A 26,653-nucleotide genomic window follows, 5' to 3' on the forward strand; every position below is an offset into this window, starting at 1 on the left:
TGATCTTCGGTTATTGCCCCCGTTAACAGTTACTGAGATCTCTAATAAAAGACCTCAGTTAAATTATAGTGCTTTTGCCTTAATCATAAAGCGATGCTGTTTCACTTCAAAAAATCCTTTTTCTTGAATAATTTTATGAATATCATACAATTTATTTTCAAATCTTTTCACACTAAAACCTGGTACTTGCCAAGGTATGGCTTTTAGATAATAAACTAATGCTCCCACATCATAAAAACGTTGAAAAGGGAATTCCTCTTGGCTATACAAAACCTGAAATGAATTTTTTTCAAGTTCATTTTTAGCAGACTTTAGGTTCCAATTTAAAAATTCATTATTCAAAAAAACACCAAGGGCTTCATTAATTCCAACACAATCTAAGCCACCTACCTGCTGTGTTAAAAATGAACCATTTTCTTTAATTATTCTTCTTAATTCTTTAGGGGAATAGGACTCGTGTTGGTTTAAGATTAAGTCAAATTGTTCGTTTTCAAAGGGAAGTTTGGTATCTTCATCAATAGGAACAACAGTTACACCCATTGGTTCCAGTCGTTCCTTTGCAATTGCTATATTCGGTTTGTATCCTTCAGTTGCAAAAACAGTTTGAGGAAAGGGTCTAAGCATCGATAAAAACTCTCCGCCACCAGTGCCCATATCCAGCATAGTATTTGTGCCTTGGATTAACGAAATTGCTTGGCTACCATATGACCAAGAAAGTAGGCCGCTACTCATACGTCCAGTCCCTGAAATAAATGAGAAGTCCCACCCTTTAAAACTTCTATCAACATCTTTAATTAAATTTAAAAATTTGCTATCTTTAATCATAATTTCCTCCCGTGAAATTTTTTTTGAAATTCAAACAATTAGGGAGGACCCCGACAGTAATTAAAAAGTTGTTATATATTATGTTCAGATAGGTTCATACAAACTATCCCCTTATTATAATTATTTTCAACATATCAACTTATTGCATTATCTCTGCCCGTTAATTGAACAAACCCTTCATCTATATATTAACATAAAATCCCATAACCCTTTTGTTTATATTTAAATCCATAATATTTTAGAAAACAGGCTAAGAATGAGACGAGATTCAAATTGATTAAGTTTCAAATATTCCGTTAAACTGCCCTTTTATTGAAGAGCTTTCATTCATTTTTATAGTAATCTTCCACAGTCATTTTTTCTAAGTCCCCATTTTTTCTTTTTACGATCATAACCCTGGGATCTTCGTTTGATGTGTAAATCTCCTCCCCCACCTCAAGGAAGTTGGAAGATAAATTTTCTTCGGCTGTAACTTCTTTCTTCACCTTCTGTTTTACTTCGCCAACCTTCTTGCCAATCGTATATTCATTACCTATAATGGTTCCTTGCCAAATATATTCTTGTTCATTAGCTAATAAAATTCCTGAATAGACTTCGTCTGAGGAAGAATTGAAATGCCAAAAAGCAGTAGAGTTAAGTATATAAGAGTCCTTTCTGGGTAATAACGATCCCCCCCTCTACTAACATTGACCCCAATAGCTGAATAGGGGTTATCTGATACAGATGTTTTCATAAATCTTGATTTAAAACTGACTCATTGTCTGTTAACTCATCATTGATTAATAAGAAGCTGGAAATACTCTTGGAGTCGCTTTTACATTCTTTTACTTACATTCAATATCCATTGTTTTCAATTGCATCACACAAATCCTTCCATCATTCAGGAAGGATTATCCGCAGTGCTTGGAGTAATGTAAGAAGAGTGATCAAATGGTCTGTAGGAACTATATTTGAGAAAAAAGATCTACGGGCTGCTGCTTTCCCATTTGCCGTAATCGGACTTATTTTAGCCTTTGCTCTGCCGCCCGGGAGAAAACCGTACGTCATTTTACTGTCCCTGCTATTTTGAATTCTCTATTTCTATTTATCCCGTAAAAATAAATGAACGCCTTTCAAAAAAGGATGATAATGATTATGGTAAATAAGCACATGACCCTCAACGGAAAATCAATTTACGTCAAATCGTTTGGAAATGGCGACCCGATCGTTTTCCTTCATGGCGGCCCAGGCGGCAGCCACGAGTTCTTCCTTCCTTTCGCAGAAAGGCTGGCAGCGGATCATACGGTAATCTTATATGACCAGGCCGGCTGCGGGATGTCCGGTGCCGTTGAAGGAGACCGGTACTCCATTCAGGATGAAGTCGGGAACCTCGAAGCTCTGAGACAGGAATTGGGTTTGGAGCGCATGCATCTTTTCGGTGAGTCATGGGGCAGCATGCTCGCCCTGTCGTATGCCGCTATACACCCATCCCATGTAGAAAAAATCATGCTGACGGCGGCAATCGGATTGACGAACGAAACATACGCTGCTTTTAAGACGGAACTTTTACAAAAGCTCGACACATTTAAAAAGTTGAGATTCATGGTGAATGGCATGCTCCACACCATCGGCATCAACCGTACTAAACAGATCCTCAACCTTCTGGATCCTTACTACGTCTACTCCCAAGAAACATTAAAGAAGAAAAAACACTTCCCATACAATGATGTCGTCCAAAGCAAGATCAGCAAGGACATAGAGGCATCTTACAATCTATTGCCGCACGTAAAAACCTTGAGCAGCATTCCAATCCTGATTGCGCAGGGTTCACATGATATCCTGACTCCTCTTCATATGGAACCTTTTTTCAAGGATCATCTTCCGCATGTTGAGATTGTAGAGGTTGGGGAAAGCGGGCATTGGACGATATTGGAGCAGCCTGGGGAAATGGCTTCGGTGGCTTCGTTTTTCTTTATGAATTCGGGTGAATCGTTTAGTATCAAGTAATACAGCTAAAACACTCGAATTAGGTGGTGAAACGTTATGAGAAACGTTCAAGCGATCATTGCCATCCCCTCTGTGATTTTATTATTCACCTCCTTATTTTTTCACCTCCCCTATATATTTTACATAGCAATACCGGGAATAGTGGCCGCTCTCATAATCAAGCAAATCAGACTAAACGGGACAGCGCCATGATTCTGGGGAATCCGGATAGGAGTAAATATCAAAACGGAGATCTTGAGGACGATTCCATGGAAATGGATGTGGATGGGAGTGATCAAGACTGAAGCGCCCTCCTAACTATAAAAACGGAGACTCATTGCAAGAGAGGATGAGATAAAATGCAAAGTGTTTCAAACGAAATCAAAACAGAATCCATCAAAGCCTTTCAATCCGCCATCCGCAAATCAGAAAATGCCCTCGAGAATATGGCTCAAAAGGGTTCTAATACTACTTTGATCAAGAAGCGACTTCATGCTCTTCAAGTCGGACTGGCTGTGTTGGAGAGTAATTGGGATCAAAGACCATGCAATTACAATCGGGAAGAATTAGCAGAAGCCCGAAATGTGTTGATTGGATTGCTTCCCTCCCTTCAAAAGATGTTGGAAAAGGCGAAAGCCGGAAGCCCTCAGAAGACGTTAATTGAAAGAAGGATAAAAGCATTTGAAATGGCGGTTGCGGCAATTGAAGAAACGCTGAATCAGTAATAGACTGGGTGTCCCCGATCTATGCGCAAGGAATGCACGTCGCAAACAAAAAAGAGGGAGTGTTTCTACCAGCCCCTTATAGCAGTAAAATCCTCCCCCCTCTCTATTCAACTCCCCTTCACACAAAGATCCATCCGGTTATACCCATCCAAATCCGGCTCCCACTCCTCCGGATCCACCGGAACATTCAGATCCAATCTTATCGGATGAAGATAATCCTGGACAACGCCCTCACTGTCATACATTTCATATTTCACCAGGATGCCGGTATCCTTATCCACCCAGAACCTGAAAGTATCGTTTTTCGTCAATTCTTTATTCTTTTCATCAAATTCACCGAACAATACAATCGTATGATGACCGGCCACCTCTTCATTCTGCTTTTCGATTTTCCAAAGGTGTTCATCCCTTAAATTCCTTGCGGTCATTTCATAAGGAAAAAGTGAAAGTGCCGACCGGCTGCCGAGTAATGGCCGTTCCCTTAATTTTGTGTCTGGCCTGAAGAGGCGGTTTTCATCGACACTGAAAGCTTCCTCGGGAGTGGTGAACGTTTCCTGGCTGGTTACCGGTTGATAGTCACAAGCACTATAGGTTTTCCCGGCACTTTCTTTTCTCCAGATTATTTTATCATTATAGATGGTTTCATTTACACTTTCCCCGCCGTCCTGAAGCTTTTCAGTCGTTTTATCATATCCGCCGAAATCACGCTTGTTGCTCAATTTGAATTCTGTGGTGGTCACAGATGTACTTCCATCCCGATAGGTTGTAAATAATTCAAGCTCCCCCGATGCCGTCTCAAAATAATCCACCGTGTTCAATAATTTCTCCAGCACTTCTTGCCTTGTCATATCCTCATAGGATTCTTCTATTAATGGAGGTTGTACGGCATCCGATCCTTTCTCGGGCGGATCCACGCTTGCGATGTTTTCTTCCCTTGGCGAAAGATCCAATTTTTCTGAGACATAATAACCCATGCCTAAAAAGAACATACACGCCGTACCGATGCTTAACGCATATCGCAATGAAGGCTTCAGCAACCGTTTTTTGTTTCTTTTTTTAGAGATGGCCTGCAGCACATGATTCTTATTTTTTTCATTGAAATGAATATCCTTCATCACCGTGTCATCCATGTTTTCTTTTGTATGGCGCAGAAATTCATCCATCTCACACACTCCCTTCAAGTTCCTTTTTTAACAAAATGCGGGCTCTATGGAGTCGGGACTTCACCGTTTGCAGCCGTATATGTAATAGGTCCGCTATGTGCTTATAGGACATTTCTTCGTAATAGTACAAGATGATGACCTCCCGATGTTTCACGGGCAGGGTAAGGATCGCTTCAGATATGACCCGCTTATTCTCTTTGCCCGCCAATTCAAGCTCGGGGGAATTGCCGGCGCTCCTTGTCTTCCCGAAAAATTCTGTCACCACGATATTCCTGAACGGCCAGCTCCTCAGCTTGTCCTTGCATAAATTGATCGCAATCCGGTACAGCCAGGTTTTGTATGTGGATTGATTCCGGAATTGATCCAGATTTTCATAACACTTGATAAACACCTCTTGCGCAATATCCTCCGCAAGCTGTTTCTGCTTCGTATAAGAAAAGGCCAGCCGGGCAATATCGTCCCCGTACTCATCCATCAGCCATACGAGACGGTCTTCTTTATTCATAAACTCTCTCTGTTCACACTTTTTCTCAAGCATCCTCCACACCCTTTCAAAGATATTAGACGGAGAAGGAACGGAATGGTTGGAAAGAAATGTTTTCCCACCGTCCACTTTTCCGAAAAATGCCAAAATATAGAATTAATCCAATCAGGTAGTTATTTAGAAATATGTTTGTTACACTATTGTAACGTAATTGAAAGAAAGGAAGTTTTATAGATGAAGAAATTATTTACCGTATTAGCGGCACTCATTCTTCTGACTGCCTGCTCTTCGGAAGAAGCCGGCAAAAAAGACAACAAGGAAGAGTCTGCGAAGAAAGATGAAAGTGTAGAAGTTGATAAAAAGTTATTCAATGTCGAGGTCACGCTGCCTGCTTCCATGTTCGAGAATGAGAGCCTGGAAACGATCAAGGCCGATGCGAAAGAAAACGGCATCAAGGATGTAACCCAGAATGAAGATGGATCCATTACATATAAAATGTCAAAATCCACTCATAAAAAGATGCTGAAGGACATTGCAGCCAGCATCGACGAAACCATCGAGGAAACGAAGACGAGCGAAGACTTTGTTTCCATCAAAGACATCAAGCATAATGATTCATACTCCGAGTTTACGATGATCGTAGAGAAAGAGAAATATGAAAACAGCATGGACGCGTTCGCCACCATGAGTCTCGGCATGTCGGGCATGATGTACCAACTGTATGACGGGGTAAGCACGGATGACTACTCTGTCACGGTCAAAGTCGAGGACGAAGCTTCAGGCGAAACACTTGAAGAAGTGGTCTACCCGGATGATCTTGAAGAAGCAGAAGAAGAAAATTAAGAAAGCTTTGCTCTTGCATAGGGCAGGTCCCCAGGCTCAAACTCCGGGGGCCTGTCCTTTTTATTTGAAAATAGAACCTCTCACCTTATCAAAAAACCAAACAGGTGAGCCGGTAAACTGGAATTACAAGGAAATGATTCACATTTCCAAATGAACACCCCATAAGGAGGAATTTTTTTATGAAAAAGATTGTTTATCTATTGTTAGCAGGTGCCATGACTCTGATGCTCGCAGCATGCGGCAGTGATTCAGCTGTAGAGGAACTTGATAAAAACGACACAGAAAAAGCCGAGGCAAAAACGAATGGTGATGCCGGCAAGGAAGAAAAGACAGAGGAAGAAGCGCAGGAAGAAGATATCTGGACGTACTATAATGATGCGAAGTGGTCCGATGACTACAACGGCTTGAAAATGGAGATCCAAAAAGCCGTCGTCTCGGATAAAGCCCCTACCATGGAAGATGAAAACGCCAAAGCATCCGCAGTCGGCGTCAAGTTCAAAATGGAAAACACAACCGACGGAAAATTCACCTTCTACCCCGACCAGGCCGTACTCGTGACCAGCACCGGTGAACAAATCGACATGCCTGACATGTGGGTCTCCGACAGCATCGGCGGCGAGATTGACAAAGGCGTCATCAAAGAAGGCAACATCATCTGGTACCTTGAAAGAGGACATGCCGAAGACATCGAGTGGATCAAACTCGAGTTCCACGGCCACCAGGGACCAGAGGATGACTTTGAATCCGAGATGAAGGAATATGAGATTGAGCTGCAGTTGAAGTAAGGTTTGTTGGGTCTGATTCCCGGTTGATTGCCCGGGGGTCGGACCTTTCTATTTGTTGGAACAGGTGTCCATCCGCAACTATTATCTTATTTATAATTTATGTTTACTTATCCCCTCTTTCCAATTATAGTTGTAATAATGAATAGGATGAAAGATTCAGATACATTCCGCATTACCCAGTTTAGTATTATTTTTCAGCTGCAAATGTCCTGATAAATGGAATGTAAGCATCAAGTAACAATGAAACCTCACGAAAAAATCCGTACAACACCCTAAGAGTCCCTCCACTCCACATTTATTATTCTTACATGAATAGTTCTTCCCTATTTTAAGAGATATCTGAGCTTTTCGTCGAAGCAATACGCTGCAAACAGTATTTAACCAATATCAGCCCCTGATTCATTTATGGTAGTATATACCCAAAAATATTCTCATGGAGGGTATGCATGCAATTCCATTCTGGTGATAAAGTAGCATATAACAACGAAGAATACGTAGTTCAATGGGTTTACGATACTGGTTACCTTGAAATCTCCAAAGACAGAATAAGTAATTGTATATTGGTGCATATGACTGAAATTGTCTTAAAAAAAGAGTAAATTTGGGAAGGGGTGATTCTTTTGAATGGGCTGAATACTTTACCAGAAGAAAAGCTAAAGAAAATTCTAGTGGATTCCAAGAGAGTTGGGACCTCGAAGGAATTCATCAAATTGATCGAAGCTGCCATTCTTCATAGAACATCTCTCAAATAAACACTTAAAACAGCTGTTTTACAGGAGAGACGCTTCCGCCGGTGTCTCTTCTTTTTTATTCACAGTTGTTGATATAAGGACAGGCGGTCATTTTGAATGCTTTGAGTTTCCTTGCACAATAATCCCCAAAGTGAAAAAGAAACCTAACCCAACAACTAAGAAAAAGAAATTGGACCATTCCCCAGGATATGTACGCAAACCTAGTAATAAGGCAATCAGCATAACCGATACATTGTATGTGACTTTGATTTTTTTCTTCAAGAACAGTCCTCCTTTTCTCCACCAAAGCGAGGTGGCGCACCCTAATTTTTACATAAATATGGTAAAAATCAAGCATATCTGCGATAATTTCTTATAAGGTGACAGCATCCAAGAGTTTACTAGTATGTGCAAATACGAATTAAAGGAGAGATACATAATGAGTCATTCGTTTATTGATCAAGTTCATTATTTTCGAATCCCTGTAAGAAATCTGGAGGCGTCTGCCCATTGGTACCGGGACGTGTTGGGACTGCAGCTGTTGTCCATCACCGAAGATCCGTATGCCATTATAAAAGTAAATGATGGGCCTTTTATGCTTATATTAGTCCCAACTGCTGATGAAACTTATGCCCATTTCACAATCGATAACGAGTCAGCCTTTTCAATCGGCTTTACCAGTCCTGAATTAACGAAGTTCCACAAACATTTAGCAGATCACGGAGTCAAGGTGGAGGAAATACAAGAAGATAATGGCCATGCCTATTTTCACTTCTATGACCCGAATGGGAATAAGCTTCAAGTGCACTGGTAAGCGGCATGATTTGGCCTTGGCCCCGACACATTTCAGCGTGGCCGGGGTCAGGCTCACTGACAGATAACTTGGTGATGTATTGCCAGGAAACAGACCATTTCCTTCATAAAACACCACAAATGAGTCCATTTTTTTAAAAAATCAAGCCCTCCCTTCTGTCCAGCCGGTCACATGCATCCAAAATTTCTTCGTTTTCTGACCAAACCACACAAAATCAACTCCCCCTTCCTCCCTGCCATTCTTTTATTATCGAATTCTTCAATTTTATTATCGAAATCCAAAAATTTATTATCGAAAAAGAAGATTCTATTATCGAATTCAGGAGGTTCGCTTCACGCTATAATCGATTGATCTGGTAATTGATTGATTCAAGCTCGTTATTATCGAATTCGTCCAGATAGAAGTGGATTTTTATTGGGGATCAGCCGCCCGATTACACATACTCAAGTCCCCCTGTCACCCGCTATGCGTCATTCCCCAAAACAATCTTCCGCCGACATTTATTATGTAGTTTTCATTTTATCTATGTAAAAAAAACTGAGGCCGAACACCCACTAAAAACTGGTGTAATCTACTGAATCCGCCCCACTTCATCAAATATTCAAACATTAAACGATCTTTTTGCCCAGGAATGATGACCCTCCTGTTCTATCCTCCATTTACATTCATTTACAACAACTTAAAAATGGTCCCCTATACTGTGAGTTGTTACATTCAATCGATTCATGAAAGGGGACATTCGCATGACAAGTGAGAGACCGATGGACAATTGGATGCAAAAGTTTAATGAGGAGACCTTACATAAAGGGGTCGACCGCCGCAGCTTCCTACAAGGGGCGGGAAAAGTCGCCGGCATTTCTTTAGGGATGGTGATTGCGCAGTCGATGGGCGGTTTTTCCGTATCAGCAGAAGAAGGCGGATTTCAGGAGTATCCCTTCCTGCTTGGGGTAGCTTCGGGTGACCCGCTCCCGGACGGTGTCGTGTTATGGACGCGTTTGGCGATCGACCCGCTTAATGGAGGCGGCATGCCTGACCGAAATATCCCAGTAAAGTGGGAAATCGCGAAGGATGAACATTTCCGGCATATTGTACAGCGCGGTAATGAAGTGGCAAGTCCCGCACTCGCTCATTCTGTTCATGCAGAGGTTGGGAATCTCGAAGTAGGTACGGTGTACTATTACCGGTTCAAAGTCGGGAAGGATTACAGCCCGATCGGTAGAACGAAAACCCTTCCTGCCCTGAATGCAGATGTCTCAAGCCTCTCTTTCGCCTTCGCTTCCTGTCAGCAGTATGAGCACGGCTATTATACTGCCTACAAGCATATGGCAAAAGAAGACCTCGACCTCGTTTTCCATCTAGGAGACTACATTTATGAGTATGGTCCGGATGAGTATGTAGCTAAATCAGGCAACGTCCGCCAGCATAAAGGACCGGAAATCCGTTCTCTGGATGACTACCGGAACCGTCATGCCCAGTATCGCACTGACGCAGACTTGCAGGCTGCCCATGCGGCATTCCCGTGGGTGGTCACATGGGATGACCATGAAGTGGAGAACAATTATGCTGACATGATCCCTGAAAAAGGACAATCCGTAGAGGAGTTCGTGAAACGCCGCGTCGCTGCATATCAAGCTTACTATGAACACATGCCGCTTAGACGATCTTCCATGCCACACGGATCGGACATGCAGCTTTACCGCCAATTCTCATACGGGAACCTCGCGAATTTCATGGTCCTCGATTCCCGCCAGTATCGCTCCGACCAGGCGAATGGGGATAAAAGCTCTCCGCAGACGGCTGAATCCCTGGATCCGTCACGGACACTCCTTGGCAGCGAGCAGGAACAATGGATCCTTGATCACCTGGGCAAATCCAAGAGCTCTTGGAATGTACTTACCCAGCAGATCTTTTTTGCAAAAAGAAACTATGGCCCGAGCCCGGAGCAGCCTCTTTACAGCATGGATGGCTGGGACGGCTACACTCCTGCGAGGGAGCGCATCACAGACTTTGCCCATCAGAAAAACATGGATAATTTGATCGTCCTGACCGGTGATGTCCATGCGAACTGGGCTTCCAATATCCTGGCAGACTTTGATGATACGTCTTCCAAGATGCTTGGTGCAGAGTTTGTCGGCACATCGATCACATCAGGCGGGAACGGGGCGGACAAGCGTGCAGATACGGACCGCATCCTCGGTCAGAACGAACATATCAAGTTCTTTAACGACTACCGCGGATATGTCCGCTGTCACGTCACACCGACACAATGGAGAGCCGATTATCGCGTCGTCCCATTCGTCTCGAAGCCAGGCGCGGATATTTCCACAAGAGCTTCATTTGTTTACGAAAAAGACCCAGAAGGGCTGAAGGAAATATCAGCAGCAACCGTTCCCCAAGGGGTGCAGAAGTCTTCCGAGGTGGAAGATGACCGCCACGAAGCGCATGCACGAGCCCATAAAAAACAAGCTCAAAAAGGCAAACATATGCAAATGAACTAGTATAGAGGAGGCAAAAGACATGAATGAGAGCAGCCAGCAGCTGATCGGACATTTGGAAGAGCTGAGGAGCCGGTTGATGAAAACCGTGTTCGCCTTTATCGGGTTCCTGATTGCCGGGATGGTCTTTGTGAAACCGATCTACAGGTGGCTGATCAGGGATTTGGACATGAAGCTTGCGGTCCTCGGACCAAGCGAGATTCTTTGGGTGTACTTGATGATTGCAGCCGTCTGCTCGCTGGCTGCAACCATCCCTGTCGCCGCCTATCAAATTTGGCGGTTTGTCTCACCGGGTCTCAGCCCGAGAGAAAGAAGCGTGACCGTACGCTTCATACCAGCCTTATTCTTTCTGTTCGTTTTCGGCATCGGGTTCGGATATTTTCTCCTTTTCCCGATCGTCCTGAATTTTTTGACCACCCTGTCAGCCGGCCAATTTGAAACAATGTTCACAGCCGAAAAATACTTCCGGTTCATGCTGAACCTCACGTTACCATTTGGACTGTTATTTGAAATGCCGCTCGTGATCGTCTTCCTGACGGTACTCGGCATTTTAGATCCTGCCAAATTGAAGAAATCAAGGAGAGTCGCCTATTTTTTCCTGATTGTCATTTCCGTGCTCATCACGCCGCCGGATTTTCTATCGGATGTACTCGTCATCCTGCCGCTTCTCCTTTTATATGAAATCAGCATCACCTGTTCAACGATTGCATATAAAAAAAGAGCTTTCCGTCAGGCGGAACCATCCATGGCTCAAGAGAGTGCCGTTTAGGAGTGAATGACTACTTCCAACTTCAAAGGGAAACAGCTGCATCGCTGCGGCAAGCCCCATTCTATGAAACGAACAGGAGGCGAACATTATGCTATCGAATATCGGAATCCCAGGATTAATCCTTGTACTAGTGATCGCGTTGATCATCTTCGGACCTTCCAAACTCCCGGAAATCGGACGTGCATTCGGAAACACATTAAAAGAATTCAAAAGCGCTACAAGTGACTTAGTCAATGGCCACGATCATAAGAAGAGTACTTCTACAGACGAAGGCCAAACACTGAAAGCCGTGGAAAAAGAGAATCAGCATACAGGCAGCTGACATATAACACAAAAGACGTCCAGGGTCTCTTACTCTGGACGTCTTTTATTCTAAGAGTTTTGCCTGTTATTTTCCCTCAAATAATTTTCATACACCTCTCTCGCCTTATCCGGCTTCGGCATTTCCTTAGAAACTCTTTTATGTATATCATTCAACAAATACAGCCCCCTGAACAAACTCCCCGCAATGATACCGAACGCAAGAACGCCGCCAAACCAAGGTCCCGTCACAAATAATATTAATCCTAGTAAACTTGCTAAAAAAATCGATAGGATCAAGTACAAACGAATAAACCCCCTTTCCCTGTTGTTTTTCAACTTTATAAAATTAAATGCAGATTCCTCCCTTATTATGCTAAAAGTCTTACACCCCTTCAAACTTTCCTCCGAAGAAAAATCACACGGCTCCCCGTATACTATATAAAAAGAGGTCAGCATGGCCAACACAGGAGGAGAAAACCTATGAACCTATTTCATTACCACCACTGGACACCAAAAGTAAAAGAAATGGAAGACCATTATCAGCAGCTCGGATTCCGGACCATTTCAAGGGTCGGGAGGCTGGATGGTGAGATGCAGGCGTTCAATCCCCCATTGACCTGGGATGATTTTAAAGGAAAAGACATTGCGTTCAGGATCATCGAGATGGTCAAGGGGCAGACCAATGTGACATTCGGGCAGGGTAAGCGCGACATATTCGACCATATCGGTGTGCTGTTGAACGAAGAAGAATACAGCGCGATTGTCGGCAGGGCTGCCGAATTAGGTTGGGACGTCAACGAAGGCGAACGCCGGACATTCATTTCGACTCCGTGGACATTCCGGATCGAGCTTCAACGAAGAAGCGACGTAGTGAGTGAGGAACAGCATACTGTGATTCAGAAGATGGAAATCGGGGCTCCTTTCACCGAACACCCAAGATCCGTTGCCCGTTTGTTGAATTTGGATGTACATCATGAAGAAGAATCGCGTGTGACAGTTGGGGATGATCGGTGGAGCCTCGTCTTTAATAAGGCAGATGATCGTGAATTAAGTGCTGTTCATTTTTCAGGCAGAGGGTTTGAGGGTGTGGATCCTGCGGGGGTTAGGTTGGAAGCGGCAGAAAAGAACTGATTTGAAAAGCCCCCGATGCGTTATGGTGTCCCATTAACATGATGGTTTTTATTAAAAAAGCTTTTAAAACAAGCTAAAAATGCTCATTTTGAATGGTTTTAGTCCAATAAGCAGGAAAGATCCCTGAATCCAGGCCGTCAGCATCCCGATTCGATGTGCCTCCACCCGTTTATTATCAAAACCGGGCAGGATATTATCAAAAATCCAATTATATTATCAAAACGTAAAATCACCGCAAAAAGGGCCTGACCCCAGTCCGCTAACACATTAGTGCGCCGGGGGTCAGGCCCCCGCATCCCCGCATGAGGCCCACATCTAAGGCTGCACCTTCATATCCAACCAGTTCACACCCTTCCTCATATTCGTTAAAGACATCAATCATCGCCTGTGCTATAGTATCCTAGTATTCCATTTGAACGGAGTGATGATATGAATAAAACAACTGTGAAAGAAATCACCTTGATCATCGTCGGGTCCGTGTTCTTTGCACTAGGGGTGAACCTGTTTGCGATCCCGAACGAACTTGGGGAAGGCGGCGTGACGGGGATCTCCATGACCCTTTATTATCTTCTTGGCTGGTCGCCGGGTATCACGAACTTCGTCATGAACGGGGCTCTGCTTGCCATCGGATACAAGGTGCTCAATAAACGGGTGACCTGGTACACGATGCTTGCCATCTTCTTTACGTCCCTCTTCATCAAATTGACTGAAGGCATGGGAGAATCGGTCGACATCATGCTCGGGACTGTCTTTGCCGGTGTGTTCATCGGGCTAGGGCTCGGTCTTGTCCTTCGCTCGGGAGGAACGACAGGCGGCTCGACCATCATTGCCCGCATGCTCAATCAGCATTTCGGCTGGGCGGTCAGCACGACGATGTTCGTCTTCGATATCGTGGTGGTACTCGGTTCTTCTTTTGTAATCGGGATCGAGAATACGATGTACACTGGAATCTCTATCTATATCAGCACGAAGATTTTGGACTACCTGATTGATGGTTTTGATACGAGAAAGGCTGTCACGATCATTTCCGCCCATACGGACGACATCGCTGAAAAAGTGAGTGCCGAAATGGACCGCGGAGTGACCGTCATCAACGCAAGAGGTCATTATTCGAAAGAGTCTAAGGATATCCTGTATGTCGTGATCAATAAGCAGGAGCTGTTCCTCTTGAAAAAGAAGATTCAGAAGATAGATGAGAAAGCTTTTGTGGTCGTCCATGATGTGCGCGATGTGTTTGGGGAAGGGTTTACGTTTCCAAAGACATAAATGCCTATGTCCCCAAGCAAAGTGTTTCTTTCCTTGAAGCGGAAAGACTTCAATATATTTAAAACAGGGCCTGCCCCCCATCATACCGGGGGGGAGGCCCCAATCTATGGATTTTTTTGCTTGAAAACTGCTTTTTTTAAAAAAACGGGCATTTTATTCGAATTTCACTTCAAAATTGATCGCAGCACCCGAATCCATTTCTTCCATTACCCTCACACAAGCCCCCAGCCCTTACTTTCAAATTAGATCAAGGAACCTGTCCCCCTATTATCTCTTTCACAACTAAAAAAACAATACGTATGAATTGTCAGGCAACTTAAATAGAGTTCATAATATTAGTATAGAAGACATTTCACAAGCATTTTAAAATCATAACTGAATTGGAGTGGTACGTAATGATGAAAGCATTAGTTCATGAAGGGGCCTCAGGTGTAAACGGACTCTCATTGCAGCAGATGCAGGACCCTCAGCCGAAAGCAGGAGAAGTAATCGTAAAGTTGAAAGCCGTTGGACTGAATCATCGTGATTTATTTATTCTTGATAGACACAAATCTACGGAACCACCATTAATTATCGGATCAGATGGTGCTGGGGTGATAGAGGCTGTTGGTGCAGAGGTACAGGATGTCCGGGTTGGCGACAGCGTGATCATAAATCCTGGGATTGGCTGGAAGGACAATACGGATGCCCCTCCAGAAGGCTTTACCATTTTTGGACATCCACATCACGGTACGTTTGCCGGGAAGATTGCGGTTCCTGCTGAATATGTAGCTCCTAAACCTGAGCATTTATCGTGGGAAGAAGCTGGCGTCCTGTCCCTTTCAGCACTTACCGCATACCGGGCAATGTTTACAAAAGGAAAAGTTCAGGCAGGCATGAAAGTGCTGATCCCTGGAATCGGGAGTGGTGTCGCAACATTTTTACTCCAATTTGCGAAGGCCGTCGGAGCCATCGTTTATGTCACTTCACGCTCAGCTGAAAAGTGCCGGAATGCGCTTGAACTTGGTGCAGATAAGGCAATTGACAGTAATGGGGATTGGGATCAATTGCTTTCTGGTGAAAAAATGGACCTCGTCATTGACTCAGTCGGTGCCGCTACGATTAACAAGTCGCTCCGTCAGGTGACCCAAGGCGGTACAGTGGTGACATTCGGTGCTTCCGCCGGAGATGTAGCCCAGATTAACCTGCGTGATTTTTTCTATGGTCAGCTTAACCTCCTGGGCTCTACGATGGGAAGCCATGAAGAGTTTTTAGAAATGCTGGAATTTATAAAAGAACATGATATTAAACCGATAGTTGATCGGGCTTATTCCCTGGATAATTTCAATGACGCCTTCAAAAGAATCGAGGCCTCAGATCAATTTGGAAAAATTGGATTTATCATTGACTAATTATCATTTGTTGGGGATGTTATTAGGAGCAGACTGTAGGCAGACGGAGGAAAAGGTAAAAGTTTCAAAATAGTTCTTGCCTTCCCCTCCTTCCCTCAAGTACAATAATGAAAATAATTCCAAAACCCAATAAGTGATGATAGGATTCAGTAGTCAATTATCTCCCTGTCGAAGAGATCTGATGGCCGGTGCGAATCAGAACACAGATAATGGCGAATTACCCCCTTGAACTTTTCCTGTGTAGCAGCAGGAAACGGCCGGACCGTTATCCGATTGAGTGGAAGAGAAATTCTTCAAGCAAGGGTGGTACCGCGTTAACCACGTCCCTTTATTAGGGTCGTGGTTTTATTTTTTTATAAGGCTCTTTTCGCATACCTTGTTGCTATACAGACAAGAAAATACCGGAACTTTGGTATTTTCGGGTTGTCCGTCCGTCTCTAGTTTAATCTTGAGTTCGGAAAGAGCACCTACACAAGCTCCTTTCAGGTTACAACTCTATTTACGAAAAGTAACAATCTTTTAGAAAAAAGTCTATAAGGAGGAAAAAGGGATGAAGAAACTGACGAAAGAACAGCAGGCAGAATTGGAGAGGCAGATCAGTCTTTATCAGAACGGGGTTGTGGAGACGATTCCCGAGAATGAATTAAGGGATAAAGTGGCGCGTTCCATCCAGACCGGGAAGCCGCTTAAAATAAAACTCGGCCTCGACCCGACTGCACCGGACGTCCATCTGGGGCATACCGTGGTCCTGAATAAACTGAAGCAATTCCAGGAAAACGGCCATATCATCCAGCTGATCATCGGGGATTTCACCGGGAAGATCGGCGACCCGACCGGAAAATCGACCGTGCGGAAACAGCTGACCGATGAAGATGTAAAGGTGAATGCCCAGACATACTTTGAACAGTTCGGCCATGTGCTCGATATGGAGAAAGTGGAGCTTTTCTATAACTCCGAGTGGCTGACACCGTTGAACCTCGAAGACGTCATTCGCCTGTCTTCAAGCATCACGGTCGCACGCCTGATCGAACGGAACGATTTCTCCAACAGAATTGCAACAGGGAAACCGATCTCCCTGCATGAATTCTTCTACCCCCTGATGCAGGGCTACGATTCCGTCGCCTTAGAAAGCGACATCGAACTCGGCGGCACAGACCAGCATTTCAACGTCCTCATGGGCCGGCAGCTGCAGGAGCACTACGTGAAAGAAAAGCAGGTCGTCATGCTGCTTCCGCTGCTAGAAGGACTGGACGGCGTCGACAAAATGTCCAAATCCAAACACAACTACATCGGAATCGACGAACCGCCAAACGAGATCTTCGGAAAAACGATGTCGATCCCTAATGAGCTCATCGTCAAATACTTCAACCTGGTCACAGACCTGCCGCTGGAAGAAAAACAAAAAATCTCGGCCGGCTTGACAGACGGCACCCTCCATCCAAGGGACGCCAAAGTCCGCCTGGCCCGCACCATCGTCTCCATGTTCCACGGAGAAGAAGCAGCCGCTGCGGCGGTCAGGCACTTCCAAACCGTCTTCCAAAAAGGAGCCCTCCCCGAGGATATCCCTTCAGTCGAATGGGAAGGTGCCAAGGAAGTCGCTATTATCGAATTACTGGTCGGACTGGGCATGCAAAGCTCAAAGAGTGAAGCCAGAAGAATGATCAAAAACGGCGGAATTCGGATCGACGGCGAGAAAGTGCTGGATACCGATCTGGTAGTTCCGATAAAGGACAGTATGATTGTGCAGGTTGGGAAGAGGAAGTTTGTGAGGGTGAAGGTTTGATTGAGGACAGATTGCCAAAAACAGCGAAGACCTATTTCGGTCGACGCTGTTTTTTTACAGGCCGGAGTCTGATCCCCGGCACCTGTAATAACCTCTGCAAAAATCCGTATTCCTTGGTTTATTGTAATCAGCAATGAATTAATGATATCTGATGAAGAAATCAACGTGTTGATCCAACCCACAATTAACAGAATTAGTTTCACATTTCCTGATACATAGAACGATAGTGTGACTGGCACAACCGTTAAAACTAAAAAGGGCAGGCTCATAAAGAGCCAGAATCTGGCTTTGGATAGGATGGCATTTGTATTCAGCCAAAAAAACATCCCGCTGAACGTCAGGCTTATATCACCTTTTTTACGTATAACCAAGATGTGCAGACATTCATGAATGATGAAAACAAGGATACCTATTATGATGAGCAAAAATGTATCAATAGTCGTGAATCCTGTTGGAAAGAAAACGGGTATCAGAAAAATGAAGATCTGGAGCACATATACAAATTTCATATAATGTTTTCGATACCAGTTATTCTGTATGAAAGGAGTCCACTCCGACAAATCCAATCTTTTCTGAGGTAAATGTCAAAACCAAATGATCATAGGCAATTCACCTTTGCACAAATCTATTTTTAAAAAATTGTTCTATTAGCTCTGTTAATTTAAGCGTTAGAATAATACAATGTTCAATTGAAGCTGTTTCAGTTAAACGATCCCTCCAGAGGCCATCGTATCACCGAATCAACCCAAACACATATCCACCACAGCCTTATTCCGAATGAAACCCAAGGCCTCATACAGCTTGATTGCCCGATTATCTTTCAGCACAGCCAATCGCGTAGCCGGGTACTCCTTACTCGATATGTTAATAGAATGGGTTAACAGAAATCGTCCAATCCCCTTCTTCTGATGGTCAGGGTCCACGGCTAAACTCATAATAAGAGGATAATTTTCAAACTCCATGTGCAGGCAGACGCCAACAATGGTGTTCGTGCCTGTATCTACAATCACCCTTGAACACTCATCCATGGTGGTTTGGTTTTGGTATTTTTCCAGGAATTCATCTACGTGATTCACATAGTTCTCTTTCGTTCCAACTTGTTTATAAGCTGGATTTGCTTTATACGATTTCATAAGCAGACAGGCGATATCATTCGTATCTTCACTTGAAACAGCTCTGGATCTATATCCTTCAGGAAGCACCGCCTTCATCGATTGTGTGGGACGGATCATCCAATAGTTCGCTTCACGAACCCGGCAGCCATGGTGTACATAAGAAGGAACATGTTCTTCCACAATGTCCCTGAAATAAATTTCATCTTCCGTCTTCGATACTTTTTTTAAGTAGTTTAGAAGTTTGCAGAGCAACCCTTCATAGTCTTCATATGGCGGCACAACAAATAAATCGGCCATAAAGTTAGGTTTCAGGAATATACCGCCAACAATCGTTTCCTCTTTCTTAATGAAATAACCACAGTCAAAAATCGCTGCGATTTCAATCATTGCCGCCGTTGACCTCCTGAAAAAATAATCTGCATATTTCTGTCCATAATAGATGGAATAATAACGGGTGAACTCTTTAGGCTCCTGATAAACCAGTTTGAACCCATCTTCTAAATCAATATGTTTTCTTAAAGATTGAACTTGCTCAATCATGTTTTACTCCCCCTTTCTATGACCTGAACTTCCCTGATAGTGAAAGACCTGAATCACCTCACTATTAATCTGGTTGCTTTCCCTAATCTTTAAGAGAAGTATTGGTAGTGATCGGTTGTTCCAAACAATATGTATAGAAGGGCGTGATTTATCTAAGTTTTAATCATTCTCAGCGGTTGATTGGAGTGCAGGACGAAGACTCCTAATAGAAAAGCGGAAGGGCTTCGTTCAGAGGCGTGTGGCATAAGACGAATCGGCCACGAAGGCGGCTCTTTGCCTTCTTGGTCGGTTTGACTTATGACATGTGCCTCTAAGCCCTGTAGCTGGACAGCTCCTCCCCCAGAATAAGAAGAGGAGGCTCACCAACCGCCCGCGGAAAGCGAAGACCTGCACGGAAATCAATAGCGGCATTCAAAGCTCAACCACAGTAAGGTCACCCATGCAGCACAAACTTCCAATAAGCCAAACATATAAACGTACAAACCCAGGATACAAACCCGAACACCGTCACGATCGTATTCTCAGACCACCCGTATTTCAGCCCATAGTGAAAATGGATGGGTGTCATCCTGAAGATCCGCTTCCCTGTCTTTTTAAATGAAGCCACCTGCAGGATCACCGAAAGCTGTTCGGCAAAATAGATGATGAACAGCAGTGGAATCAAGATCTCCACCTTCTCAATCACGGCAAGAAACGAAAGCGATCCGCCTATCGCCAGTGATCCCGTGTCCCCCATGAACGCTTTGGCAGGGAATAGATTATAAATGAGGAATCCAAGCAGGCATCCGATCATGACCAGACTAAAAAGCTTCACTTCTGGTGTGTCTGAAATCACAAAAAAGAAAAAGTACGTAGGAATGGCCACCACCCCTAACAGCCCGTCCAGGCCGTCCGTGAAATTGATGGCATTGGCTGAACCAACGACAAACAGTGCGATCACCACGATATAGACTGCCATCGGAAGATCAAAGGACACATTTTCAGTAATCCGGACCACGGTGTCGATACCAAGTTCTTTTATCACGTAAAAAAGCAGCGTACCCGTAAACAGAAATTGCAGGATAAGCTTGGTCCTGCTCGATACCCCTAAAGGGTCCTGGCGTGAAGCCTTCCAAAAATCATCCAAAAACCCGATAAAACCGAATAATATGTACGTCACTGCCAGGAAATACATGAATGGCGTTGGCGAAAAGAGGATGGATACGATAAGGCCTGTTAGAAGGATGATCCCAAACATCAATGGCGTCCCTTTTTTTAACTGATGATTGGCCGGAAGCTCCTTCCTGATCGGCTGCACGAGCCTTAATTTTCTTAATAGAGCAATGAAGAACGGGGACAACACAGCGACAATTACAAAAGCAATGATGGCCGGTATGATTTGATCACTCACATCTGGTATTCTCCTTTTCTATTTATTTCCTATATATAAGTTCTAGTCAGACGGGTGATATCCTTTAATCTACACAAAAAAAGCCCCCCGCTCCCCAAAGGAAGCAGAAGGCAGACTCGTTTTATTTTTTATTCACAGAAGCATCATAAATCGATTCAATCGCACTCTTCATCGCTTTATCGAACTCTTCACCTGTTTGATTGAATCTTAATTCCTCAGCCAGTGCCCGGGAGAAGCTCGCGATCATTCCATCGTTTTCTTTCAGCTTCTCGTTCGCTTCATCACGGGAGTAGCCGCCGGAGAGCGCAACCACCCGGACGACGCGCGGATGCTCGACCAATTCCTTGTACGCGTTGGCCTTTGTCGGAATTGTGAGCTTCAGCATCACGTTTTCATCTTCCGAGAGATCATTCAGGTGATTGAGAATCTCTTTTTTCAAAATTTCTTCGCATTCTTCCTTCTTTTCGCTGTGGATATTCACTTCCGGCTCGATGATCGGAACGAGATCGGCCGCTATGATTTTCTTGCCTACTTCGAATTGCTGGTCCACCACAGCCTTGATGCCCTCTTCATTCGGCTCATGGATGACCGAACGCATCTTTGTGCCGAAAATATTCCGTTCATTGGCACGGCGCAGCGTCTCATCCAGATCCGGATTCGGCTTCATCAGCTGGACGCCGTTTTCTTGTTCAGCAAGGCCCTTATCCACTTTCAAAAACGGAACGATATTATGGTCAGCCAGATAATCCGCCGTATACTTCCCCTCCACCTTGCTGTCCATCGTCTGCTCGAACAAAATCACCCCGAGGATATGCTCGGAACTGAATGCTGGAGACGTCATGATCCTCGTCCGCATCTCATGCACCTGCTCAAACATTTCATCCTCATTCGAATAAGAGTCCTCCATCACGCCATACGCTGCCAGCGCCTTTGGTGTACTGCCTCCGCTCTGATCCAGCGCTGCAATAAACCCTTTTCCATTCTTCATTCGATCCAATTGACTCTGATTCATGTGTTCCACTCCTTTTTCGTTAAGTAAATCTTCCTCTATACTATTTCCCCATTTTCGGCGGAGTTAACACAGATCAAGCAGGAAATTAGCTAAGGGGACGGGAATCTACATTATATAAGAGTAGAACGAAGGAAAAAATCCATAAATGGGTAATTATGGTATAATTGTAGATAACGCTAACATCGAATGAGTTGATGTAAAAGAACTGAGGTGGAAAATTGAATAGAAACAAGCTTTTAATCTTAGGAATGCTATTGCTCGTATTGATCATAACCCTGCCGCCATTGTTTGCACCGCTCGTACACAACCATGATTCACCCAGGTCAGCACTGCGTGAAGCCATATACAAAGACGGCCACCCCTATCAAAGCTTTACTGCTTTTATAAAAAAAGGAGATTACAAGGACGAAGCTTACGGCCAGCTTTATAATGTATACTGGTATGATTACAATAGCCCCACGGGAGAGACAGCAACGATGTGCTACACAAACAAGATCGAAAACGATAAGTATGTAGTGGCGTGCGGGACAGGTCCATAATATGGCGAAGCTGAATTCAAACTTAAACTATTAAAAACCAGACGGGTGCTGGTTTTTTTACTTATATTTCTTTCCGGCACGTAATCACCATAAACGGAAACGGCGGCTTCCCCTCCGCATTCTTATGCGGCTCCATCATCTCCGTAACTTCCAAAAGCCCATAATCCCCAAAGTCACGCTTGATTGAATCCTCATCATAGAAGAACATCTTCACACCATCCATGATCTCAAAATAATCCTCCCCGAGCTGTGTGCCTTTCCCGTACATCGGGGCATCTTTTGAAATCGTCGTAAACACCATATAACCGCCGGGCTTCAGCTGCGCGTAGCAGTCGCGGATAAACTTCACCCGCTCCTCTTCACTCAACAGGTGGAGAAGCGCATAGCTGAAAATCCCGTCATACTGCCTGTCGTCAAACGGCATATCGGACACCGGCCCATGAAAAATCGGAATCTCAAGCCCGCTTTCCCTCGCCAGCTCAATCGCCGTCTTTGAAATCTCAATGCCCGTTACATCCATTCCATTCTCCATAAAAACCTTCGCATTCCGGCCGTACCCGATACCCGGAATCAGCACATCCTTCACATTTTTTTCTTTAAAATAATCCTTCGTCAGGATGGCCGAATCTGCAGGTTCGAACCCCCACATCGTTTGGTTTTTGATGAAACTTGTCTCCCAGAATTCAGTCATGTCCTTTACCCCTTTATGGATTGATTTGAAAAGTGCTTTTTTTAGTTAAAAAAAACGTACTTTTCATACTAAAAATTCGTCTATGTTTAAAGATCCAGCCTCTTTCCTGGAGGTGTACCCCGAAATAAGCCATTACTCCAGTCCGATTCATCCAGCCGGACCCGTATATTATCAAAAATCCAATTATATTATCAAAAACAGCCCATTTATTATCAAAAATCAAAATATATTATCAAATCGCTGAAACCGGGTGAAAGTACTGTCATCCTCGTCCTTATAAATCGTAACTATTACGATTTAATGACTATACTGATATTAAACCACATCGCTAACCAGCAGGCAAATGGCCTAAAAAACCCTAGTGGCAGCCAAGGTAACGTCGCTCCCGCTCATCAAACCGGCAGTTAAGCCTCATTTCTAACCAAATATGATAAAATTCACTGCCGGCGGCCGACCGCCGACACAGTTATTATCGATTTCTTCAATTTTATTATCGAAAATCAAAGATTTATTATCGTAAATGAAGATTTTATTATCAATTTAGTAAAAGCACTTGGAATCTATTCTCGATTCCCCGAAGCTATTATCGCTATTCTCCCCATATTATCGTATTCCTTCACATATTATCGTATTCCTCCACCTATTATCAAACCGGCAAGATCTAACTCACTCCCCATCCTCAAACCCCCGCTTATGAATCAAATAAAACTGCCTCGCCAGATACGCCGGGGTATACGGCATATCATTCCGCAGCCACGCTTCGACCGTCCCCATCACGGCTGCGGCATCATACCACAGGAAGATTTCCTTCTCGATCCCAGCCTGCCGGACGAAGGAGTCGCTGCCGCGGCTTTCGATCCGCAGTACGAGCCACTCCGTAAAAAATGACAATAACCGTTCCTTAAAATGCGGGAGCCCGCGCGACACCAGGATCGTTTTATAAAACTTCGCGTTCTCGGCAATATGCTCAAGGAACCGCTCCAGCATCTTTATGTTCTCCTCATCACTCGATGAGAGATTCGCCTCCGGCTCGCCGAGTACGTTCGACACATCCTCGATGACTTCATCGGCCATTTTATCGAGCATATCCGAAATATCTTTATAATGAAGATAAAAGGTCACCCGGTTGATGGTAGCCCGTTCAGCAAGACGATTCACCGACAGCTTCTCGATATCCATTTCCTGCAGCAGATCCACGAACGCTTCCTTCAAAAGCTGCCGCGTCCGGAGTACCCTCGGATCGGTTTGTTTCGATTGTTTATCCATCCCATTCTTCACCCTTTTTCCAGATTAATAGACGACTTCAATATATCTGTCTAACTTCCCCAAAATAAACGACACAACCACGATATTTGTAAACTAATAGACAGATTCCCGTTTACTGTATGTTGTACCTCTAGAGCCTTGCTCCTATAATGATACGTATGCTTTTGCATTTATACTACACATTGTAAATTAAGTTTGCAACAGGATGGAAAGGATGAAGAAGATTGAGTCACAGCAGCGCAGCAGCTGAAAGCAGTTCTCTCAGAAAGGGCCCGATCATGGCCATCATGATCCTGGGTGCCTTTTTCACGATTTTCAACCAGACGACGATGACCGTCGCCCTCCCGAAATTAATGGAGGCATTCAACATCGACGCGTCCACCGGGCAGTGGCTGACGACAGGCTACATGCTCGTCAACGGGGTGCTGATCCCGGTCACCGGTTTCCTGATGAAGCGGTTCTCGACCCGGCAGCTATTCCAGACATCGATGGTGATATTCCTGATCGGAACCATCGTCTCGGCGATCGCCCCGAGCTTTTCCGTGCTTTTGACGGGAAGGCTGATACAGGCGGCTTCGACCGGCATCACGATGCCGCTTTTAATGAATGTCGTACTGTCGCTTTACCCTCCTGAAAAGAGGGGAACCGCGATGGGGACCGTCGGCCTTGCGATCATCTTTGCCCCCGCGATCGGCCCGACTCTTGCAGGATACGTCCTCGACGTCTATCCGTGGCAGACGCTGTTTTACGGGATGATCCCATTCATCCTGCTCATCATCTTGTGCGGGTTTATTTTTCTAAAAAATGTATCCGATACGAGCATGAGCAGGATCGACGTCATCAGCCTGATCCTTTCAACGGTCGGGTTCGGGGCCCTGTTGTACGGGTTCAGCGAAGCCGGAAGTGCAGGCTGGTCGGATTCCATCGTCATCATGATGCTGACCGTCGGCTTGATTGCGGTGGGGCTGTTTACATGGAGGCAGCTGACCGCAGACGAACCGTTCCTTGACCTGCGGGCATTCAAATTCAATATGTTCACACTCACGACGATCATCAACTGCGTCATCACGATGGTCATGTACGCAGACATGATCCTGATGCCGCTTTACCTGCAGACCGCGCGTGGATTTACGGCACTCGAGGCAGGGGTCCTAATGCTTCCGGGTGCCCTCCTGATGGGATTGATGAGCCCCGCAGTCGGGAAACTGTTCGACCGCTTCGGGGCAAAATGGCTCTCCATCATCGGCATCACGATCATTTTGGCAACGACGTACACCTTTACCAATCTGACGGACTCGACCACCTATATGCATCTGATCTTGATGTATGCGGGACGCCGGATCGGGATGGCGTTATTCCTGATGCCGATCCAGACAGCCGGCCTGAACCAGCTGCCGGCAAGCCTCCACGCCCACGGAACCGCGATTTCCAACACGGCAAGACAGGTTGCAGGGGCAATCGGGACCTCCCTGCTCATCACGATCATGACCAACCGGACGAAGGAACACTTCCAGGACATGATGACCGGCGGACACACGGGAGAATCGCAGGCCCGTATGGTGATGGAAGCCTCCATCCAGGGGATCGGCGACACCTATTTTGCCATCATGATCATCGGGATTGTCAGCCTTGTGCTTTCCTTCTTTGTTAAGAAGGTGGAGCAGGCGCCTGAGGAAGCAGCCGGGTGATCGATTAAAAAAAGGGAGAAACCTGCGTTCAGCACGTTTCTCCCTTTTTGCTTATAAAATCCTGCGCGGTGGGCCGGTCTTTTCATTTTACGGCCGTGCCCACGCCACAAAGGCGTCAACAATTTGATCCTGCTGTTCCTTCACGGGCAGCTCCGCCTTGTTGTCCCCTTTTTGCGGGCCGTACATACCGAACTGAGCATGATTGCCGCCATCAATTTCATAAAAGACGGCGTCATCCGGCAGCAGGGCTTTGGATTGTTCGATGTTTTCAGAAGACGTGAGGCCGTCGTTCTCGGCAAAGATCGAAAGGACTGGCAGGTCTTTTTCAGAAAAATCATCCCCGCCGCCGGGATATGAACCGAGGAAAAATAAACCGGCGACCTCATCCAGGTTGTCATGCGCGAACGAAGCGGCTGCCACCCCGCCGAGGGAATGCCCGCCTACATACCACTTCTCAACAGATGGGTAGCGCTCCATCATTTCCTCCGCTTTCCCGACACCCGTGAACGCCAGATTCAACGGCACATGGGGAATGCCGACAACATAGCCCTCTTCGGACCACTGCTGGGCAAGATACGCGTAGGCTTCCGGCTCCACCTTGGCCCCCGGATACAACACAATGCCCGCCTTACTGGTTCCTTCAGGCTCATAGACGACCCATCCATCCTCAGCCTCCACTTCATCCACCAGCTCCACAAGCTTTGCGGAAGGTTCATACGTCTGCTGCGTCCAGACATAAAAGCCCGCTAGTACGGCAAGCAGAAGGAGCCCGATCGCCAGGAAGGTATATTTCAGATATTTTTTCATCATCATTACCTCTGTTTTTTTATTAATCGTACCTGGAGGCGATGATTGTGTCCATTACTGATATGTCCCGGTCCACTGCTGCATTAGGACGATGCTGTCTGCATATTGGCCCTTTTACGTTTAAAAATGCTC

General features: G+C 45.1%; 26 protein-coding genes, 1 pseudogene and 1 other annotated feature. Of the genes and pseudogenes, 14 read left to right on the forward strand and 13 right to left on the reverse strand.

Annotated features, from left to right (window positions below; genetic code table 11):
• Nucleotides 1-63: 63 nt before the first annotated feature.
• On the reverse strand, nucleotides 64-825 hold the full coding sequence (locus ACKA06_RS10885; RefSeq protein WP_411159620.1) for a class I SAM-dependent methyltransferase: 762 nt from the start codon (nucleotides 823-825) through the stop codon (nucleotides 64-66).
• A 323-nt stretch (nucleotides 826-1,148) separates the two neighbouring features.
• A complete protein-coding gene (locus ACKA06_RS10890; protein WP_411159621.1) occupies nucleotides 1,149-1,310 on the reverse strand; it encodes a hypothetical protein in 162 nt (53 codons plus the stop codon).
• A gap of 649 nt (nucleotides 1,311-1,959) precedes the next feature.
• Here ACKA06_RS10890 and ACKA06_RS10895 point away from each other — a divergent pair.
• A complete protein-coding gene (locus ACKA06_RS10895; RefSeq protein ID WP_052011275.1) occupies nucleotides 1,960-2,811 on the forward strand; it encodes an alpha/beta fold hydrolase in 852 nt (283 codons plus the stop codon).
• 338 nt (nucleotides 2,812-3,149) lie between these two features.
• Complete coding sequence (locus ACKA06_RS10900) at nucleotides 3,150-3,515, forward strand: hypothetical protein (RefSeq protein ID WP_411159622.1); 366 nt, start codon at nucleotides 3,150-3,152, stop codon at nucleotides 3,513-3,515.
• Nucleotides 3,516-3,622: 107 nt separating this feature from the next.
• Here the strand turns inward: ACKA06_RS10900 and ACKA06_RS10905 are convergent, their stop codons facing one another.
• Both ACKA06_RS10905 and ACKA06_RS10910 read right to left on the reverse strand, forming a co-directional pair.
• The gene (locus ACKA06_RS10905) at nucleotides 3,623-4,678 is read right to left on the reverse strand and encodes a hypothetical protein (protein WP_411159623.1); all 1,056 of its coding nucleotides are present in this window, start codon (nucleotides 4,676-4,678) and stop codon (nucleotides 3,623-3,625) included.
• A gap of 1 nt (nucleotide 4,679) precedes the next feature.
• On the reverse strand, nucleotides 4,680-5,216 hold the full coding sequence (locus ACKA06_RS10910; protein WP_411159624.1) for a sigma-70 family RNA polymerase sigma factor: 537 nt from the start codon (nucleotides 5,214-5,216) through the stop codon (nucleotides 4,680-4,682).
• Between the two features lie 180 nt (nucleotides 5,217-5,396).
• Between ACKA06_RS10910 and ACKA06_RS10915 the strand changes: the two genes are divergently transcribed.
• Both ACKA06_RS10915 and ACKA06_RS10920 read left to right on the forward strand, forming a co-directional pair.
• Nucleotides 5,397-6,005 (forward strand): hypothetical protein, encoded by a 609-nt coding sequence (locus ACKA06_RS10915; RefSeq protein ID WP_064562777.1) that lies wholly within the window; start codon nucleotides 5,397-5,399, stop codon nucleotides 6,003-6,005.
• A 179-nt stretch (nucleotides 6,006-6,184) separates the two neighbouring features.
• Entirely contained in the window at nucleotides 6,185-6,790 is a 606-nt protein-coding gene (locus ACKA06_RS10920) for a hypothetical protein (RefSeq protein ID WP_411159625.1), read from the forward strand.
• Between the two features lie 839 nt (nucleotides 6,791-7,629).
• On the opposite strand, the gene ACKA06_RS10925 is transcribed toward ACKA06_RS10920, so the two are convergent.
• On the reverse strand, nucleotides 7,630-7,803 hold the full coding sequence (locus ACKA06_RS10925; protein WP_214873236.1) for a hypothetical protein: 174 nt from the start codon (nucleotides 7,801-7,803) through the stop codon (nucleotides 7,630-7,632).
• A gap of 157 nt (nucleotides 7,804-7,960) precedes the next feature.
• Here ACKA06_RS10925 and ACKA06_RS10930 point away from each other — a divergent pair, with 157 nt between their 5' ends.
• The 4 genes from ACKA06_RS10930 (at nucleotide 7,961) to ACKA06_RS10945 (ending at nucleotide 11,921) form a co-directional block, all read left to right on the forward strand.
• Nucleotides 7,961-8,335 (forward strand): VOC family protein, encoded by a 375-nt coding sequence (locus ACKA06_RS10930; protein WP_411159626.1) that lies wholly within the window; start codon nucleotides 7,961-7,963, stop codon nucleotides 8,333-8,335.
• Between the two features lie 743 nt (nucleotides 8,336-9,078).
• On the forward strand, nucleotides 9,079-10,833 hold the full coding sequence (locus ACKA06_RS10935; protein WP_411159627.1) for an alkaline phosphatase D family protein: 1,755 nt from the start codon (nucleotides 9,079-9,081) through the stop codon (nucleotides 10,831-10,833).
• A gap of 19 nt (nucleotides 10,834-10,852) precedes the next feature.
• Nucleotides 10,853-11,599, forward strand: a complete 747-nt coding sequence (tatC, locus tag ACKA06_RS10940; RefSeq protein ID WP_214873231.1) for a twin-arginine translocase subunit TatC — start codon at nucleotides 10,853-10,855, stop codon at nucleotides 11,597-11,599.
• 88 nt (nucleotides 11,600-11,687) lie between these two features.
• Nucleotides 11,688-11,921 carry a twin-arginine translocase TatA/TatE family subunit gene (locus ACKA06_RS10945; protein WP_411159628.1) on the forward strand — a complete coding sequence of 78 codons (234 nt, stop codon included), beginning with the start codon at nucleotides 11,688-11,690 and terminating at the stop codon, nucleotides 11,919-11,921.
• Between the two features lie 50 nt (nucleotides 11,922-11,971).
• On the opposite strand, the gene ACKA06_RS10950 is transcribed toward ACKA06_RS10945, so the two are convergent.
• Nucleotides 11,972-12,205 (reverse strand): hypothetical protein, encoded by a 234-nt coding sequence (locus tag ACKA06_RS10950; RefSeq protein ID WP_411159629.1) that lies wholly within the window; start codon nucleotides 12,203-12,205, stop codon nucleotides 11,972-11,974.
• 177 nt (nucleotides 12,206-12,382) lie between these two features.
• On the opposite strand from ACKA06_RS10950, the gene ACKA06_RS10955 reads away from it, so the two are divergent.
• The 4 genes from ACKA06_RS10955 (at nucleotide 12,383) to tyrS (ending at nucleotide 17,473) form a co-directional block, all read left to right on the forward strand.
• A complete protein-coding gene (locus ACKA06_RS10955; RefSeq protein WP_411159630.1) occupies nucleotides 12,383-13,033 on the forward strand; it encodes a hypothetical protein in 651 nt (216 codons plus the stop codon).
• Between the two features lie 429 nt (nucleotides 13,034-13,462).
• Complete coding sequence (locus ACKA06_RS10960) at nucleotides 13,463-14,299, forward strand: YitT family protein (protein ID WP_032085807.1); 837 nt, start codon at nucleotides 13,463-13,465, stop codon at nucleotides 14,297-14,299.
• A gap of 398 nt (nucleotides 14,300-14,697) precedes the next feature.
• Nucleotides 14,698-15,690, forward strand: coding sequence for a zinc-binding dehydrogenase (locus ACKA06_RS10965; RefSeq protein WP_198258255.1), 993 nt, complete (start codon nucleotides 14,698-14,700; stop codon nucleotides 15,688-15,690).
• Nucleotides 15,691-15,817: 127 nt separating this feature from the next.
• Nucleotides 15,818-16,021 (forward strand) — a binding site (T-box leader).
• Between the two features lie 219 nt (nucleotides 16,022-16,240).
• Entirely contained in the window at nucleotides 16,241-17,473 is a 1,233-nt protein-coding gene (gene tyrS, locus ACKA06_RS10970; protein ID WP_411159631.1) for a tyrosine--tRNA ligase, read from the forward strand.
• A gap of 54 nt (nucleotides 17,474-17,527) precedes the next feature.
• Here the strand turns inward: tyrS and ACKA06_RS10975 are convergent.
• The 4 genes and pseudogenes from ACKA06_RS10975 to ACKA06_RS10990 all read right to left on the reverse strand — a co-directional run bounded on the left by ACKA06_RS10975 (nucleotide 17,528) and on the right by ACKA06_RS10990 (nucleotide 21,530).
• A pseudogene (locus tag ACKA06_RS10975) lies at nucleotides 17,528-18,039 on the reverse strand (DUF3267 domain-containing protein).
• A gap of 174 nt (nucleotides 18,040-18,213) precedes the next feature.
• Entirely contained in the window at nucleotides 18,214-19,128 is a 915-nt protein-coding gene (locus ACKA06_RS10980) for a GNAT family N-acetyltransferase (protein WP_411159632.1), read from the reverse strand.
• 433 nt (nucleotides 19,129-19,561) lie between these two features.
• On the reverse strand, nucleotides 19,562-20,518 hold the full coding sequence (mraY, locus tag ACKA06_RS10985; RefSeq protein ID WP_411159633.1) for a phospho-N-acetylmuramoyl-pentapeptide-transferase: 957 nt from the start codon (nucleotides 20,516-20,518) through the stop codon (nucleotides 19,562-19,564).
• 121 nt (nucleotides 20,519-20,639) lie between these two features.
• Complete coding sequence (locus ACKA06_RS10990) at nucleotides 20,640-21,530, reverse strand: fructose bisphosphate aldolase (protein WP_411159634.1); 891 nt, start codon at nucleotides 21,528-21,530, stop codon at nucleotides 20,640-20,642.
• A gap of 218 nt (nucleotides 21,531-21,748) precedes the next feature.
• On the opposite strand from ACKA06_RS10990, the gene ACKA06_RS10995 reads away from it, so the two are divergent.
• Nucleotides 21,749-22,069, forward strand: a complete 321-nt coding sequence (locus tag ACKA06_RS10995) for a hypothetical protein (protein ID WP_411159635.1) — start codon at nucleotides 21,749-21,751, stop codon at nucleotides 22,067-22,069.
• Nucleotides 22,070-22,130: 61 nt separating this feature from the next.
• On the opposite strand, the gene ACKA06_RS11000 is transcribed toward ACKA06_RS10995, so the two are convergent.
• Both ACKA06_RS11000 and ACKA06_RS11005 read right to left on the reverse strand, forming a co-directional pair.
• Nucleotides 22,131-22,760 (reverse strand): methyltransferase domain-containing protein, encoded by a 630-nt coding sequence (locus ACKA06_RS11000; protein WP_411159636.1) that lies wholly within the window; start codon nucleotides 22,758-22,760, stop codon nucleotides 22,131-22,133.
• Between the two features lie 666 nt (nucleotides 22,761-23,426).
• Complete coding sequence (locus ACKA06_RS11005; RefSeq protein ID WP_411159637.1) at nucleotides 23,427-24,026, reverse strand: TetR/AcrR family transcriptional regulator; 600 nt, start codon at nucleotides 24,024-24,026, stop codon at nucleotides 23,427-23,429.
• A 278-nt stretch (nucleotides 24,027-24,304) separates the two neighbouring features.
• On the opposite strand from ACKA06_RS11005, the gene ACKA06_RS11010 reads away from it, so the two are divergent.
• Nucleotides 24,305-25,714, forward strand: coding sequence for a DHA2 family efflux MFS transporter permease subunit (locus tag ACKA06_RS11010; protein WP_411159663.1), 1,410 nt, complete (start codon nucleotides 24,305-24,307; stop codon nucleotides 25,712-25,714).
• Between the two features lie 87 nt (nucleotides 25,715-25,801).
• Here ACKA06_RS11010 and ACKA06_RS11015 read toward each other — a convergent pair whose 3' ends face one another.
• On the reverse strand, nucleotides 25,802-26,521 hold the full coding sequence (locus ACKA06_RS11015; RefSeq protein WP_411159638.1) for an alpha/beta hydrolase: 720 nt from the start codon (nucleotides 26,519-26,521) through the stop codon (nucleotides 25,802-25,804).
• Nucleotides 26,522-26,653 lie beyond the last annotated feature (132 nt).

The sequence above is a fragment of the Rossellomorea oryzaecorticis genome, from assembly GCF_045897515.1.
In the GTDB taxonomy this organism is placed as follows: domain Bacteria; phylum Bacillota; class Bacilli; order Bacillales; family Bacillaceae_B; genus Rossellomorea; species Rossellomorea enclensis.

Bases quoted from the DNA above. Each gene is read 5' to 3' on its own strand.
- ACKA06_RS10955 (WP_411159630.1), top strand. From the start codon at position 12,383: ATGAACCTATTTCATTACCACCACTGGACACCAAAAGTAAAAGAAATG.
- ACKA06_RS10945 (WP_411159628.1), top strand. From the start codon at position 11,688: ATGCTATCGAATATCGGAATCCCAGGATTAATCCTTGTACTAGTGATC.
- ACKA06_RS10930 (WP_411159626.1), top strand. From the start codon at position 7,961: ATGAGTCATTCGTTTATTGATCAAGTTCATTATTTTCGAATCCCTGTA.
- ACKA06_RS10915 (WP_064562777.1), top strand. From the start codon at position 5,397: ATGAAGAAATTATTTACCGTATTAGCGGCACTCATTCTTCTGACTGCC.
- ACKA06_RS10990 (WP_411159634.1), bottom strand. From the start codon at position 21,530: ATGAATCAGAGTCAATTGGATCGAATGAAGAATGGAAAAGGGTTTATT.
- ACKA06_RS10935 (WP_411159627.1), top strand. From the start codon at position 9,079: ATGACAAGTGAGAGACCGATGGACAATTGGATGCAAAAGTTTAATGAG.
- ACKA06_RS11010 (WP_411159663.1), top strand. From the start codon at position 24,305: ATGGCCATCATGATCCTGGGTGCCTTTTTCACGATTTTCAACCAGACG.
- ACKA06_RS10960 (WP_032085807.1), top strand. From the start codon at position 13,463: ATGAATAAAACAACTGTGAAAGAAATCACCTTGATCATCGTCGGGTCC.
- ACKA06_RS11000 (WP_411159636.1), bottom strand. From the start codon at position 22,760: ATGACTGAATTCTGGGAGACAAGTTTCATCAAAAACCAAACGATGTGG.
- tyrS (WP_411159631.1), top strand. From the start codon at position 16,241: ATGAAGAAACTGACGAAAGAACAGCAGGCAGAATTGGAGAGGCAGATC.
- ACKA06_RS10900 (WP_411159622.1), top strand. From the start codon at position 3,150: ATGCAAAGTGTTTCAAACGAAATCAAAACAGAATCCATCAAAGCCTTT.
- tatC (WP_214873231.1), top strand. From the start codon at position 10,853: ATGAATGAGAGCAGCCAGCAGCTGATCGGACATTTGGAAGAGCTGAGG.
- ACKA06_RS10905 (WP_411159623.1), bottom strand. From the start codon at position 4,678: ATGGATGAATTTCTGCGCCATACAAAAGAAAACATGGATGACACGGTG.
- ACKA06_RS10980 (WP_411159632.1), bottom strand. From the start codon at position 19,128: ATGATTGAGCAAGTTCAATCTTTAAGAAAACATATTGATTTAGAAGAT.
- ACKA06_RS10885 (WP_411159620.1), bottom strand. From the start codon at position 825: ATGATTAAAGATAGCAAATTTTTAAATTTAATTAAAGATGTTGATAGA.
- ACKA06_RS10895 (WP_052011275.1), top strand. From the start codon at position 1,960: ATGGTAAATAAGCACATGACCCTCAACGGAAAATCAATTTACGTCAAA.
- ACKA06_RS10910 (WP_411159624.1), bottom strand. From the start codon at position 5,216: ATGCTTGAGAAAAAGTGTGAACAGAGAGAGTTTATGAATAAAGAAGAC.
- ACKA06_RS10965 (WP_198258255.1), top strand. From the start codon at position 14,698: ATGAAAGCATTAGTTCATGAAGGGGCCTCAGGTGTAAACGGACTCTCA.
- ACKA06_RS10920 (WP_411159625.1), top strand. From the start codon at position 6,185: ATGAAAAAGATTGTTTATCTATTGTTAGCAGGTGCCATGACTCTGATG.
- ACKA06_RS11005 (WP_411159637.1), bottom strand. From the start codon at position 24,026: ATGGATAAACAATCGAAACAAACCGATCCGAGGGTACTCCGGACGCGG.
- ACKA06_RS11015 (WP_411159638.1), bottom strand. From the start codon at position 26,521: ATGAAAAAATATCTGAAATATACCTTCCTGGCGATCGGGCTCCTTCTG.